The sequence below is a fragment of the Stenotrophomonas mori genome (assembly GCF_023556335.1).
Lineage (GTDB): Bacteria > Pseudomonadota > Gammaproteobacteria > Xanthomonadales > Xanthomonadaceae > Stenotrophomonas > Stenotrophomonas mori.
This window is the reverse complement of the sequence record NZ_JAIKTS010000002.1, coordinates 18,247-31,218: the sequence shown is the minus strand read 5'-3', so window position 1 is coordinate 31,218 and position 12,972 is coordinate 18,247. Positions and strand designations below refer to the sequence as shown.

General features: G+C 71.7%; 12 protein-coding genes. 5 read left to right on the top strand and 7 right to left on the bottom strand.

What is annotated here, in order from left to right; translation table 11 throughout:
* The first annotated feature begins 57 nt into the window (after window positions 1-57).
* Window positions 58-579, top strand: coding sequence for a c-type cytochrome (locus K5L01_RS07805; RefSeq protein ID WP_250063599.1), 522 nt, complete (start codon window positions 58-60; stop codon window positions 577-579).
* A gap of 87 nt (window positions 580-666) precedes the next feature.
* Window positions 667-2,391 (top strand): ExeM/NucH family extracellular endonuclease, encoded by a 1,725-nt coding sequence (locus tag K5L01_RS07800; RefSeq protein ID WP_250063597.1) that lies wholly within the window; start codon window positions 667-669, stop codon window positions 2,389-2,391.
* A 28-nt stretch (window positions 2,392-2,419) separates the two neighbouring features.
* Here K5L01_RS07800 and K5L01_RS07795 read toward each other — a convergent pair whose 3' ends face one another.
* Window positions 2,420-3,316, bottom strand: a complete 897-nt coding sequence (locus K5L01_RS07795; RefSeq protein ID WP_250063595.1) for a LysR family transcriptional regulator — start codon at window positions 3,314-3,316, stop codon at window positions 2,420-2,422.
* Between the two features lie 105 nt (window positions 3,317-3,421).
* Between K5L01_RS07795 and K5L01_RS07790 the strand changes: the two genes are divergently transcribed.
* Complete coding sequence (locus K5L01_RS07790; RefSeq protein ID WP_250063593.1) at window positions 3,422-3,661, top strand: hypothetical protein; 240 nt, start codon at window positions 3,422-3,424, stop codon at window positions 3,659-3,661.
* Window positions 3,658-4,653 (top strand): aldo/keto reductase, encoded by a 996-nt coding sequence (locus K5L01_RS07785; RefSeq protein WP_250063591.1) that lies wholly within the window; start codon window positions 3,658-3,660, stop codon window positions 4,651-4,653. The genes K5L01_RS07790 and K5L01_RS07785 overlap by 4 nt, the downstream gene beginning before the upstream one ends.
* Window positions 4,654-4,793: 140 nt before the next feature.
* On the opposite strand, the gene purD is transcribed toward K5L01_RS07785, so the two are convergent.
* Both purD and K5L01_RS07775 read right to left on the bottom strand, forming a co-directional pair.
* Window positions 4,794-6,080 carry a phosphoribosylamine--glycine ligase gene (gene purD / locus K5L01_RS07780; protein WP_250063589.1) on the bottom strand — a complete coding sequence of 429 codons (1,287 nt, stop codon included), beginning with the start codon at window positions 6,078-6,080 and terminating at the stop codon, window positions 4,794-4,796.
* The gene (locus K5L01_RS07775; RefSeq protein ID WP_250063587.1) at window positions 6,077-6,580 is read right to left on the bottom strand and encodes a hypothetical protein; all 504 of its coding nucleotides are present in this window, start codon (window positions 6,578-6,580) and stop codon (window positions 6,077-6,079) included. Before K5L01_RS07775 ends, purD begins: the two co-directional genes overlap by 4 nt.
* Window positions 6,581-6,757: 177 nt before the next feature.
* On the opposite strand from K5L01_RS07775, the gene K5L01_RS07770 reads away from it, so the two are divergent.
* Window positions 6,758-8,941, top strand: coding sequence for a TonB-dependent receptor domain-containing protein (locus K5L01_RS07770; protein ID WP_250063585.1), 2,184 nt, complete (start codon window positions 6,758-6,760; stop codon window positions 8,939-8,941).
* 96 nt (window positions 8,942-9,037) lie between these two features.
* Here K5L01_RS07770 and purH read toward each other — a convergent pair whose 3' ends face one another.
* From purH to prmA, 4 genes are all read right to left on the bottom strand, one after another.
* Window positions 9,038-10,621: a bifunctional phosphoribosylaminoimidazolecarboxamide formyltransferase/IMP cyclohydrolase gene (purH, locus tag K5L01_RS07765; RefSeq protein ID WP_250063584.1), complete on the bottom strand. Its 1,584-nt coding sequence runs from the start codon at window positions 10,619-10,621 to the stop codon at window positions 9,038-9,040.
* Window positions 10,622-10,893: 272 nt separating this feature from the next.
* A complete protein-coding gene (gene fis, locus K5L01_RS07760; RefSeq protein WP_250063582.1) occupies window positions 10,894-11,166 on the bottom strand; it encodes a DNA-binding transcriptional regulator Fis in 273 nt (90 codons plus the stop codon).
* 119 nt (window positions 11,167-11,285) lie between these two features.
* Entirely contained in the window at window positions 11,286-11,984 is a 699-nt protein-coding gene (locus tag K5L01_RS07755) for a DUF3426 domain-containing protein (protein ID WP_250063579.1), read from the bottom strand.
* A 26-nt stretch (window positions 11,985-12,010) separates the two neighbouring features.
* Window positions 12,011-12,925 carry a 50S ribosomal protein L11 methyltransferase gene (gene prmA / locus K5L01_RS07750; protein WP_250063577.1) on the bottom strand — a complete coding sequence of 305 codons (915 nt, stop codon included), beginning with the start codon at window positions 12,923-12,925 and terminating at the stop codon, window positions 12,011-12,013.
* Window positions 12,926-12,972: the final 47 nt, after the last annotated feature.

Here is a 12,972-nt window from a genome sequence, read left to right as displayed (position 1 = left end):
TGGTCTATACTGGCCGACAGCTGTGGTCCACCGACTACCTGCCAGGGGTATTGACTCGTGCGGAATCATGACTCTCAGTTCCTGAAGCGTTTTTCCATCGTGATCGCCTTTCTGGCCGTCATCACGATCGGGCTGATCATCTTCGCGGCGTTCCTGCAGGGCGCGATTCCCACCGAACCGTCGCCGCTTGCCGTCGAACGCACCAACCAGCGCATCGCGCCGGCCGGCGCGGTGTACGCCGGCAGCACCGGCGCGGCGGCGCAGGCCGCGGCGGCCGTCGCGGCGGCGGCGCGGGCCGCGGCCGCGGGCGGCGCCTACGGGGGCACCCTGGACGGCGGCGAGATCTTCGACAAGCTGTGCACCGCCTGCCACCTGACCGGCGTCGGCCTGGCGCCGACCCTGGACCACTCGCACTGGGACAAGCGCATCGCACAGGGTGCCGATACCCTCTACAAGCACGCCATCGAGGGCTATACCGGCCCCGATGGCGGGGTGATGCCGCCGAAGGGCGGCAATGCCGGCCTCAGCGAGGCGCAGATCCATGCCGCCGTGGACTGGATGCTGGCCAACCTGAAATAAGCGGTGTCCACACGCAGCCGCAGCGCCGCCTTCCGGCGGCGCTTTCGTTTTTGTTTCCGTTTCCGTTTTCCGATGGTGCTGCCCTCCATGCGTCGATCCGTCCTGTCCCTGGTCCTTGCCGCGCTGGCCGCCGTCGCCGCGCCGGCCCATTCCCTGCAGCGCGACGCACCGCCGCCGGTGGCGATCGGGCAGCTGCACGGCGAGGTCGGGCAGCCGCCGCGCCCGGGTGCGCGCGCCACCCTTGAAGGCATGGTCACCGCCGACCTGCGCGACCGTGGCGGCGGGGTCTTCATCCAGGATGCCGGCGATGGCGACGCGGCCACCGCCGACGGCATGCTGGTGCTGCTCGATCCGGCGGTCCCGGCTCAGGCCGGGCAATGGCTGCGGGTGACCGGCACACTGCAGTCGCAGCCGGCCGGCACGCGCGGCGCGCTGCGGACGGTGCTCAAGGCGGAGACCGCCACCGCCGTGCAGGCCCGGTCCGCGCCGGCGGTCACCGTCGTGGCAGAGGCGCCTGCCGACTGGCGGGCGTTGGAAGGCATGCGGGTACGCATCGCCGCGCCGCTGACGCTCAGCGGCCAGCACCGGTTCGCACGCCATGGCGAGCTGATCGTCGCGTTCGACGGCCGCCTCTGGCAGCCCAGTGAACGCGCCGCCGCCGGGACCGCCGCGCATGCGGCGCTGGTCGCGGCCAATGCGCGCCGGAGGCTGCTGCTCGACACCGTTGCGGTAGCCGCGGACGATGATGCGGCCCGGCAGGACATGGCGACCGCGCTGCGCACCGGCATGGTGTTCCAGGGGGTGGAAGGGGTGGTCGACCTACAGGGCGACGCGGACCCTCGGCTGTGGGTGACCGCGCCGCTCGCGGTGCCGGACCCGGCGCGCCCGCCCGCGCCGACGGTGGAGGGCGGGCTGCGGGTGGCGGCCTTCAACCTGGAGAACTACTTCAATGGCGACGGCCGTGGCGGCGGTTTCCCGACGCCGCGTGGCGCGGCCACTCCCGCGCAGTTCCATGCGCAGGAGGCCAAGCTGATCGCCACCATCCGCGGCCTGGACGCGGACGTCGCCGCACTGATGGAGCTGGAGAACGATGGCTACGGTGCGGCGTCGGCGATCGCCGGGCTGGTGCGCGCGCTCAATGCGGGCACCGGCGACTGGGCCTTCGTCGATGCCGGCCGGGGCCCGGGCGACAATCCGATCCGGGTGGGCATCCTCTACCGCGCTTCGCGGGTGACGCCGCTGGGCGCGCCGGCGGTGCTGGAGCGCGAACCGTTCGGCGAGCGCAGCCGCGTGCCGCTGGCGCAGGCATTCCGCAAGGGGGCCGACGGACGGCCGTTCGTGGTCGTGGCCAACCACTTCAAGTCCAAGGGCTGCAGCGAAGCGCTTGGCGCCGATGCCGACCAGGGCGATGGCCAGGGCTGCTGGAATGCGACGCGGGAGGCCTCGGCGCGGCTGCTGCACACGTGGCTGCAGGGCGATCCGACCGGCAGCGGCAGCGGTGACACCGTGCTGCTGGGCGATTTCAACGCCTATGCCATGGAGGCGCCGATCCGCCGGCTGCACGCGGAGGGCTGGCAGGACGCCTTCCAGCGTGCCGGCGTGGCCGATCCCTACAGCTACGTCTACAACGGGCTCAGCGGGCGGCTCGACCATGCGCTGCTCAATCCCGGCATGGCGGCGCGGCTGCGCGGTGCGGCGGAGTGGCACATCAACGCCGACGAAGCCGATGCGGCGGGCTACCAGGGCCGCAACCTGCCTGGCCCTTGGCGCAGCTCGGACCACGATCCGCTGCTGCTGGGGTTCGATCCCTAGGGCGGCGCCCCCGTGTGCGCGGCGCCGCTCAGCCCGGGCCTTCGCGCAGGAAATCGACGAACACCCGCAGCTTCGGCGCCAGCTGTTCGCGGGCGGGGTAGTAGATGTAGAGGCCGTCGAAGGGCGGCGTGTAGTCGGTGAGCAGGCGTACCAGGTCGCCGCGGGCGATGTCCGCCTCGACTTCGGCCAGCAGCGGCTGGGCCAGGCCGATGCCGGCCAGCGCCGCATGCCGTGCCAGCTCACCGTCGTTGACGATCAGCCGGCCGCCGACGTCGACCTCGATGTCGCGGCCCGCCTGGGTGAATTCCCAGGGGTGCAGGCGGCCGGTGCCCATGCGCCGGAAGCGCACGCACTCCAGCCCGATCAGCTCCTGTGGCGTGCGTGGCGCGCGGTGGCGCGCCAGCCAGGCCGGCGACGCCACCACCGCCAGTTCCTGCGGCGGGCTCACCGGCAGCGCGACCATTTCCCGCGCCAGACACTCGCCGAGGCGGATGCCGGCATCGAACCCGCCGGCCACCAGGTCGGACAGGGCGTCGTCGGCGTACAGCTCCAGGGTGATCTGCGGATAACGCGCCTGGAAGTCGGCCAGCCGCGGCAGCACGGTGCGCAGCGCCACCACCCGTGCCAGGTTGATGCGCAGGCGGCCGCTGGGCACCCCACGCAGCGCGTCGAGATCGTCGAAGGCCGCGTCGATCCGCTCCAGGCCCGGGAGTACCTGGTCCAGGAAACGCGCCCCGTGCTCGCTCAGCGCCACCCGCCGCGTGGTGCGGTTGAGCAGGCGCACGCCCAGGCGCTTCTCCAGGGCGCGGATCGATTGCGACAGCGCCGAAGGCGACACGTCCAGCTCGGCCGCCGCGCGGGTGAAGCTGCCGTGGTGGGCGACCCGGGCGAATGCGGCGATGGCGGGCAGGGGATGGGACGCCATTGATTAGTCCTGCTTAAAGAATCATCCCGATTCTGCGGATTTATAGATGCTGGCGCCAGCCGCAGAATGGCCGCGTCCGGCAAGTGCCCCACAGGAGATGTCCCGATGCGCCGCCGTCCTTTCCCCGCCGCGGGGCTGCGCCATGTCCGGTACGGGCTGGCGGGCGCGTTGCGGCTGGCCGGCACCGACGGTGTCACGGTGATCGCTGCCGGGCGCCTGCGGGGTGCCGCCGCCGGCAGCGACGGCCTGTACCTCGGCGCCGCACGGCAGCGACGGCTGGGCGTGGCCCCGGCCGACGCGGTCGCGGCCACCCTGTCTCTTTCCCCCCTCGAGGAGATTCCATGAAAACCCGTACCCTGGGCCGTCACGGCCCGACGGTCTCCGCCCTTGGCCTGGGCTGCATGGGCATGAGCGCGTTCTATGGCGGCCGTGGTGAAGAGGCCGACGCCATCGCGGTGGTCCATCGCGCGCTGGAGCGGGGCGTCACCCTGCTCGACACCGCCGACATGTATGGCCCGCATACCAATGAAGAGCTGGTCGGACGCGCCATCGCCGGGCGGCGGGCGCAGGTGGTCCTGGCCACCAAGTTCGGCATCCGCCTGGATCCGGGCGACCCGCAGGCGCGCGGTGTCGATGGCCGTCCGGCCTATGTGCAGGCCGCCTGCGAGGCCAGCCTGCGGCGGTTGGGCGTGGAGCATATCGACCTGTACTACCAGCACCGCGTGGACCCGGACGTGCCGATCGAAGAGACGGTCGGGGCCATGGCGCGGCTGGTCGAGCAGGGCAAGGTGCGCTACCTGGGCCTGTCCGAGGCGGCGCCGGACACAATCCGCCGCGCGCATGCGGTGCACCCGATCACCGCGCTGCAGACCGAGTACTCGCTGTGGTCGCGCGAGCCGGAGCACAACGGCGTGTTGTCCACGGTGCGCGAACTGGGCATCGGCTTCGTGCCGTACTCGCCGCTGGGCCGTGGCTTCCTGACCGGTGCGATCCGCAGCCCCGAGGATTTCGAGGACGGGGATTACCGGCGCCATTCGCCGCGCTTCCAGGGCGGGAACTTCGCCCGCAACCTGGCGCTGGTGGAACAGGTCAACGCGATCGCCGCCGCCAAGGGCGTGCGTCCGGGACAACTGGCGCTGGCCTGGGTGCTGGCGCAGGGCGAAGAGATGGTGCCGATCCCGGGCACCAAGCGCCTGGCCTACCTGGAGGAAAACCTGGGCGCGCTCGACGTGGAGCTGGATGCCGACGAACGGACCCGCATCGACGCGGTGTTCCCGGTGGACGTGGCCGCCGGTGCGCGCTATCCCGCGGCGAGCATCGGCAGCGTGCACCGCTGAGGGGGCGAGGGCCGAGCGGCAGGGGCAGCCCGGCGTTGAGTGCTCCTCGCCCGGGTGCGGTGGTGCATCCCGCCGGCAAAGGCATGCAACAAAAGGGCGGTCTTAAGGCCGCCCTTCCCGCCTTCCGTCACACCGAGGGCTTACCGCTGCTCGCGTGCGATCGCGCGCCAGCCGATGTCGTTGCGGTGGAACTCGCTGGTCCAGTGGATCTTCGCAACGCCCGCATAGGCCTGCTGCTGGGCATCGGACACGCTGTCGCCCAGCGCGGCCACGCACAGCACGCGGCCACCGGCGCTGACCACGTTGCCGTCGGCATCCAGCGCGGTACCGGCATGGAACACCTGGGCGCTGCCGGGCACGTCGGCCAGGCCGCTGATGACGTCGCCGGTGACCGGCGTTTCCGGGTACGGCTTGGCCGCCATCACCACGCCCAGCGACGGGCGTGGATCCCACTGCGCCTGTACCCCGGCCAGCGCGCCGTCGAGCGCGGCCTCGACCAGGTCCACCAGGTCCGACTGCAGGCGCAGCATCACCGGCTGGGTCTCCGGGTCGCCGAAGCGCACGTTGAACTCGATCACCTTCGGCGCGCCGTCGGTGTCGATCATCAGGCCCGCGTAGAGGAAGCCGGTGAACGGCACGCCGTCGGCGACCATGCCGGCGACGGTGGGCTCGATCACCTCGCGCATGACGCGCGCATGCACCTCGGGGGTGACCACCGGCGCCGGCGAATAGGCGCCCATGCCGCCGGTGTTCGGCCCGGTGTCGCCGTCGCCCACGCGCTTGTGGTCCTGGCTGGTGGCCATCGGCAGGGCGGTGCGGCCGTCGACCATGGCGATGAAGCTGGCTTCCTCGCCGTCGAGGAACTCCTCGATCACCACCCGCGCGCCGGCATCGCCGAAGGCGTTGCCGCCGAGCATGTCGCGCACCGCGGCCTCGGCTTCGTCCAGCGTCATCGCCACGATCACGCCCTTGCCGGCGGCCAGGCCGTCGGCCTTGACCACGATGGGCGTGCCCTTCTCGCGCAGGTAGGCCAGGGCCGGCGCCACCTCGGTGTGCACGGCGTAGAACGCCGTGGGAATGCCGTGCCGGGCCAGGAAGTCCTTGGCGTAGGCCTTGCTGCCCTCCAGCTGCGCGGCGGCGGCGGTCGGCCCGAAGATGCGCAGGCCGGCATCGCGGAAGGTGTCGACCACGCCGGCCACCAGCGGCACTTCCGGACCGACCACGGTCAGCCCGACAGCCTCGTCCCGGGCCAGCGCGAGCAGCCCGGCGATGTCGGTGACCTTGACCGCGACGTTGCGGCACTTGCCTTCGGTGGCGGTGCCGGCATTGCCCGGGGCGACGATCACTTCGCTCACGCGCGCGGACTGCGCCAGCTTCCAGGCCAGGGCATGTTCGCGGCCGCCGGAGCCGATGACGAGGATTTTCATGGGGACGGGTCCTGAGAAGAGCGTGGAGAAGAAAGGCAGTCGTCCGGCGCCAGCCGGGTCTCGAAGAACGGCGCGCCGTCGGCGTCGATGAAGCGCCGGCGCACGCCGCCGCCGGTGGCCAGCACCGGTTCCAGCACCGCCAGGCCGCACAGTTCGCGCATGGCGGCCTGCTCGTCCTCGCGCAACGCCTGGAACAGCATCGGCTTGGCCTCGGCCATGGCCACCGTCGCTTCGGGGAAGCGGATCGACAGCACCACGTCGCGGCCCTCGCTGCGCGCCGATTCCACCACCAGTCCGTCGCGGTAGGGCATGGGCAGCGTGTCGCCCAGTGCGGCCACCGCCGCCTGGCGCGCGGCGTCCGGGGCGTCGCCGGCGCAGCCGGCCAGCAGCATCGCCAGCAGCGGCAGGCCGCCACGCACCGCGCCGGAAGCGGCCGTGCACCGCCCGCGCAGGGACGCTTTCGCCGGTGCGCGCTCGCCGTCGCCGGGCCGTCTGTGCATGGCGCCTGGGGAATCCATCGGAAGGGACGGGCGATTCTAGCGGGTGTCGGAAGGATTTACTTGTTGCCCTTACGGTCCGCTGCTAATCTCCGCCCGCGTTTCCAGAGCCAGCCGGTCCGCACATCCGCGGACGTTTCTCGCCAGCCCTTTTTCCTTCAGGCCAGAGCGAGAGATTCCATGCACCTATCCCCCCTGTTTTCCCGTTTGACCCTCGGCATCGCGCTGGGGTTGGCCAGTGCCGCCCAGGCCGCCGACGGCGGCAGCGACGCAGCAGCCGTCGGCGCGGCCGGCGATCCCGATGACGGCGACCGGCACCCGCGCGCCGCCAATCTCGAACAGGTCACGGTCACCGCGCGCCGCATCAAGGGCGATGCGCTGTCCTATCCCGGCGCGGTGAGCGTGCTGTCCACCGAGGTCATCGAGCGCGAGCAGGTCGGCAGCATGGTCGACCTGCTGAACCTGGTCCCGGGGTTCAACCTGGACTACGACCTGGGCCGCGACATCGGCCGCAACTTCACGCTGCGTGGTTTCGGCTTCGCCGACGACGACCGCATCATCGTCAAGGTCGACGGCGCCCGCCGTTCCTTCAACTTCGCCAACCAGATCAGCACGTTCTCGGTCGACCCGGACCTGCTGCGCGAGGTCGAGGTGGTGCGGGGGTCCTCCAGCGTGGTGCATGGCGGCGGCGCCTTCGGCGGCGTGGTCGAGATGCGCACCAAGGACGCGCGCGACCTGCTGCGCGGCGCGGAACGCTTCGGCGCGCGGGTGCGCCTTGGCTGGAACCACAACAACCGCCAGCATGGTTCGGCACAGCTGTTCGGCACCAACGCCACGCGCGATTTCGACTACCTGCTCAGCCTCGGCTTCACCGAGGCCGGGGACCACAAGCTGGCCGGCGGCCAGGTGGTGGAGAACGACAGCAGCAAGCGCGACGGCATGCTCAAGCTGCGCTATGCGCCGGCGCCGGCGCACGAGCTGCACCTCAAGCTGCAGCGCAGCCGCCAGCATGTGCAGAACCCCTGGAACACGCTGTGGCACCTCAGCGAGTGGGCCGATACGGTTATCACCGGCGTGCACACCCAGGACGACATCACCGCCAGCTGGACCTACGATCCGGCCAGCCCGTGGGTGCGGCTGGCGGTCGATGCGTTCCACAACCGCACCGAGTACGACCGCAAGGTCCACGACCTGCAGCTGATCGGGCAGCCGGACGAGTACACCGGGCTGATCGACCGCAACCGCTACGGCGGGATCAACGCGCAGAACATCGCCACGTTCGACACCGGCGCGGTGCACCACGTGCTGCAGGCCGGCGTCGACCTGACCTGGCGCAAGGAGGACCAGTTCGACAAGTACACCCGCGCATACGCGCTGCTGGCCGCGGCCGAGGCGCGCGACTACGGCCTGTACCTGCAGGACAACCTGAGCTTCGGCCGGCGCTCGCAATGGGACCTGCTGCTGGCGGCGCGCTATGACCGCTTCGAGCGCGAGGCCGGGCGGCTGAGCAACCCGCTGCCGCAGGAGTCGACCGAGACCTACCGCAGCCAGCGCTGGTCGCCGCGGCTGGGACTGGGCTGGCAGGCCACCGGGGTGCTGCGGCTGTTCGCCAACTACTCGGAAGTCTTCCGTGCGCCGTCCGCGTTCGAGCTGTACGCCACCGGTGCCGGCAATCCGTGGACGTTCTGGGTGCCGAACCTGGGGCTCAAGGCCGAGACCGGCAAGGAGTGGGAGGCCGGTTTCGCGCTGGACCTCAGCCAGGCCACGGGGCTGGACGCGCTGCTGTTCAAGGTCAATGCCTTCAAGGGGGATTTCAGCGACTTCATCAGCCTGGTGGACATCGACCCGCGGCCGTCGGTGCCGGGCGATACCGGTCCCGGCGGGACCCTGCGCGGACGCCTGAACCAGTACCGGAACCTGGATGCGGTGGAACGCCGCGGCGTGGAGGTGGAGGGCAGCCTGCGCCAGGGCGACTGGAACGGCGAGCTGGTGTATTCGCGCCTGCGGGTGCGCGATGCGCATACCCGCCTGGACGTGCCGCACGCCTTCGCCGACAAGCTGCTGCTGAGCGCGGGCTACCACATCGCCCCGATCGGCGTGGACCTGGGCTGGCGCATGAACTGGTACTTCGCGGCCCCCAACAACCCGCCGGCCAACGCCGCGGGACAGCCGTTGATCGACCGCAGCTTCAAGACCCACGATGCGTTCGTGTCCTGGCGTCCGGCCGCGGACGAGGCGCTGCGCATCAGCGGTGGCGTGCGCAACGTGTTCGACCAGTCGGTGGTGACCCCGGGGCGCCCGGCCAACAGCGCCCAGCTGGGCATCGGCCGCAGCGTGTTCGCCGATATCAGCTACCAGTTCTGAGGCGCCCGGCGTTCGACGCGGGAAAAGGAAACGGCCGCCCTAGGCGGCCGTTTCCGGCGGCAGCGCGCGTGCCGGCAGTCGCCGGACGCGCCGCGCTCAGTGGCGGAAGTGGCGCACGCCGGTGAACACCATGGCGATGCCGTGTTCGTCCGCGGCCGCGATCACCTCGGCATCGCGCATCGAACCGCCCGGCTGGATCACCGCGGTGATGCCGGCGTCGGCGGCGGCGTCCAGGCCGTCGCGGAACGGGAAGAAGGCATCGGATGCCATCACCGAGCCCGGCACCACCAGGCCCGCGTCGGTGGCCTTGATGCCGGCGATGCGGGCCGAGTACACGCGGCTCATCTGCCCGGCGCCGACGCCGACGGTACGCTCGTCCTTGGCGTAGACGATCGCGTTGGACTTGACGTACTTGGCCACGCGCCAGGCGAACAGCAGGTCGCGCTGCTCGGCCGCGGTCGGCGCGCGCCGGGTCACCGTCTTCAGCTCGTCGGCGGTCATGCCACGGTTGTCGGCGCTCTGGATCAGCAGGCCGGAACCAATCCGCTTGGTGTCGTAGTTGTTGCGCGCGTCGCCGGCGGGGATGCGCAGCACGCGCACGTTGGCCTTCTTGGTCGCGTACTCCAGCGCGGCCGGTTCGTAGTCCGGGGCGATCAGCACTTCGACGAACTGGCGGTCGAGGATGGCCCGGGCGGTGGCCGCGTCCAGCGTGCGGTTGAAGGCGAGGATGCCGCCGAACGCGCTGGTCGGGTCGGTGGTGTAGGCCATCTCGTAGGCGGCGCCGACATCGGCGGCCACGGCCACGCCACAGGGGTTGGCGTGCTTGACGATGACGCAGGCCGGTACCTCGAACTGGCGTACGCATTCCCAGGCGGCGTCGGCGTCGGCCAGGTTGTTGTAGCTCAGCTCCTTGCCCTGCAGCTGCACGAAGGTGGCCAGGGTGCCCGGCACCGGGTACAGGTCGCGGTAGAACACGCCGCTCTGGTGCGGGTTCTCGCCGTAGCGCAGGTCCATCACCTTCACGAAGGTGGAGTTCATCTGCGCCGGGTATTCCTCGCGCACCGGCACCACGGCGGCGGTGTCGCTGACCGCGGACAGGTAGTTGCTGATCGCCGCGTCGTACTGGGCGACGCGGTTGAACGCGGCCACCGACAGTTCGAAGCGCTTGGCGGCCGAGAGCTGGCCGTCGTTGGCGGCCAGTTCGGCCAGCAGTGCGTCGTACTGGTCCGGGCGGGTGGCCACGGCGACGCGGGCGAAATTCTTGGCGGCGCTGCGCAGCATCGCCGGGCCGCCGATGTCGATGTTCTCCACCGCGTCGGCCAGGCTGCAGTCGGCCCTGGCGGTGACCGATTCGAACGGGTACAGGTTCAGCACCAGCAGGTCGATCGGGGCGATGCCGTGTTCGGCCATCACCGCGTCGTCGGTGCCGGCGCGGCCGAGCAGGCCGCCATGCACCATCGGGTGCAGGGTCTTGACGCGGCCGTCCATCATCTCCGGGAAGCCGGTGGCATCGGACACGTCCTTGACCGGCAGGCCGGCCTCGCGGAGCGCCTTGGCGGTGCCGCCGGTGGACAGCAGCTCGATGCCGCGCGCGGCCAGCGCACGGGCCAGGTCGATCAGGCCGGTCTTGTCGGAAACGGACAGCAGGGCGCGGCGTACGGGCAGCAGGTCAGCGGACATGGAAGGCGAGGGAAGCGGAAACGGGGCGGTATTGTAGCCGCGCCGCCGCATCCGTGGCCGCGGCGGACGCGCAGGGTGCCCTGCATGCGCCGCGGAAGGCCTGCGCCAAGCGGGGTGGGCCGGGCGGAGCGCGAAGGGGGCCAGCGCAGCGGGGCTGCGCTCCACAGGGAGCGTGCGGCGCCGGATAGGCGGTGGAGAGGATGCCGTGAGTGCTCCAGCGCGGCGGGGCCGGGCTCTGCGGGCGGCGTTGCGGCGGCCCGTCCGGCAGGGCCTCAGGTGAGCCCGTATTCCTTGAGCTTCTTGCGCAGGGTGGCGCGGTGGATGCCGAGCAGGGCGGCGGCACGGCTCTGGTTGCCTTCGCAGTGGTTGAGCACTTCCACGAACAGCGGGATCTCCATCTCGCGCAGCACGATCTCGTAGACATCGTCGGCATCGCAGCCGTCCAGGTCGCGCAGGTAGCGGCGTACGGCCTGGGCGACGTGTTCGCGCAGCGGCGGCTTCGGAGCGCCACGACTGTTGTCAGGACGGGTAGCGGCAGCGTTCAAGGGGATTCCAGGATTCAGCGGAGCCGGGCCGCGAGTGCGCCCGGTGCGGGGGAGGAAGTCTAGCGCGTGGGCGGGGACGCCGCCATTCCGGCCCCCGTGGCGGCCGTCGTCGACGGCGTTCAGCGGAACTCGAACGTGTAGGCCACGGTGGTCGCGGCCGGCTCGCGCAGCAGGAAGGCGACCTGTGCGCTCTGGCCCGGCGCCAGGCGCTGTTGCGGGTCGTGGGCGCCGCCGAGATAGTCGTCCGGTGACAGCAGTCGGCGTCCGGTCACGCGTCCATCGGCATCGGCCAGCGACAGCCGCAGCTGCGGCCAGGCCTGCGCCCAGCGCGCATCGTTGCGGAAGCTGGCCTGGACCTGCAGCACACCTTCGGTGCCGGGCAGCGGGCGGATGTCGCGCTGGAGCATGGTGAACGCGTCGGGCTGGTGCCACGGCGGCAGGCTGCAGCGCAGTACCGCGCACAGCCCGGCGACCAACGGCCGCGTGCCGGCGCGCGCGGCGAGGGTGGCGCGGTCGGCGACCACGACCTGCACCGCCAGCAGCAGGGCCAGCGCCGCGAGCAGCAGCCATTGCCAGCGTGGCGTGCGCCGGGCTGCGGGACGGGCGTGGCGCGCGGCGTGCAGGAAGCTGGGGGACGCGCCGCCGGTCACCGGCGCGGTGGCGGCGCCGGTGTCCACGGCTGCCACTACCGGCGGCATGCGGTCCTCCGCGTCCGCCGTGTCCCCGGTGGCCGGGCCCGGCCCCGGCCCGGCCGCCGGCTCCCCGCTGCGCAGCAGCGTGGCCAGGGACGGATGGGGCGGGACGGGGGGTGTGCTCATGTCGGACGGTCCAGGCGGGCCTTCATTCAAGCACGGCGTACGCCGGTGATGCGCATCCAGTCGCCGTCCTGGACGGCTTCGAGCTGCTCGAACCAGGGCGCGTAGCGCTCCAGCAGCTCGTCCTCCTGGCCCTGCAGGATGCCCGACAGGGCGATGCGGCCGCCCGGCGCGGTGCGCGCGGCGAGCTGGTCGGCCAGGGCGTCCAGCGCCGATGCCAGGATGTTGGCGACCACCACCGGATAGGTGGCGGCGGGTTCGTCCCCGGGCAGGTAGGCGGCGATCCGCGTGCCGTTGCGCTCGCCATTGTCGGCGGTCGCCACCAGGGCCTGCGGATCGTTGTCCACGCCCACCGCGCCGGCGGCACCGAGTTTCAGCGCGGCCAGGGCGAGGATGCCCGAGCCGCAGCCGAAGTCGAGCACGGTGGCGCCCTCCAGCCGGCCGTCGGCGGCGAGCTGGTCCAGCCAGCGCAGGCACAGCGCGGTGGTCGGGTGGGTGCCGGAGCCGAACGCCAGGCCCGGGTCCAGGCGCACCACCGCGGCGCCGGCGTCCCGGGCCTCCTCCGGCAGCGCGTGGTTCCACGGCACGATCCAGGTGCGCTGGCCGAAACGCATCGGCTCGAACTGGTCCAGCCAGGCGCGTTCCCAGTCCTCGTCCTGGACCGCGCGGAAGCTGGCGGTGTGCCAGTCCAGGCCGGGGTCGAAGGCCTCCAGGGCGGCCAGCAGCGCCAGGGCGTTGGTCTCGGCGGGGAACAGGGCGCTGAGCACCAGTGCGTTCCACAGCGGGGTCTCGCCCACGCCCGGCTCCAGGATCGCGTGCTCGTTGCCGGTGTCGGCATCGGCGTCCAGCAGGGTCACCGCCAGTGCGCCGACGTCCTCCAGGGCGTTCTCGTAGCGGGGCTGGGTGGCTTCGGTGCAGCGCAGGGTGAGTTCGAGGAAGGGCATGGGATGGACGGCGGCGGTACGGAAGCGGGCATCCTAGACGAGCGGGC

Coding starts and splice junctions, on each gene's coding strand:
- K5L01_RS07800 (WP_250063597.1), top strand. CDS start 667: ATGCGTCGATCCGTCCTGTCCCTGGTCCTTGCCGCGCTGGCCGCCGTC.
- K5L01_RS07795 (WP_250063595.1), bottom strand. CDS start 3,316: ATGGCGTCCCATCCCCTGCCCGCCATCGCCGCATTCGCCCGGGTCGCC.
- K5L01_RS07790 (WP_250063593.1), top strand. CDS start 3,422: ATGCGCCGCCGTCCTTTCCCCGCCGCGGGGCTGCGCCATGTCCGGTAC.
- K5L01_RS07785 (WP_250063591.1), top strand. CDS start 3,658: ATGAAAACCCGTACCCTGGGCCGTCACGGCCCGACGGTCTCCGCCCTT.
- purD (WP_250063589.1), bottom strand. CDS start 6,080: ATGAAAATCCTCGTCATCGGCTCCGGCGGCCGCGAACATGCCCTGGCC.
- K5L01_RS07775 (WP_250063587.1), bottom strand. CDS start 6,580: ATGCACAGACGGCCCGGCGACGGCGAGCGCGCACCGGCGAAAGCGTCC.
- K5L01_RS07770 (WP_250063585.1), top strand. CDS start 6,758: ATGCACCTATCCCCCCTGTTTTCCCGTTTGACCCTCGGCATCGCGCTG.
- purH (WP_250063584.1), bottom strand. CDS start 10,621: ATGTCCGCTGACCTGCTGCCCGTACGCCGCGCCCTGCTGTCCGTTTCC.
- K5L01_RS07755 (WP_250063579.1), bottom strand. CDS start 11,984: ATGAGCACACCCCCCGTCCCGCCCCATCCGTCCCTGGCCACGCTGCTG.
- prmA (WP_250063577.1), bottom strand. CDS start 12,925: ATGCCCTTCCTCGAACTCACCCTGCGCTGCACCGAAGCCACCCAGCCC.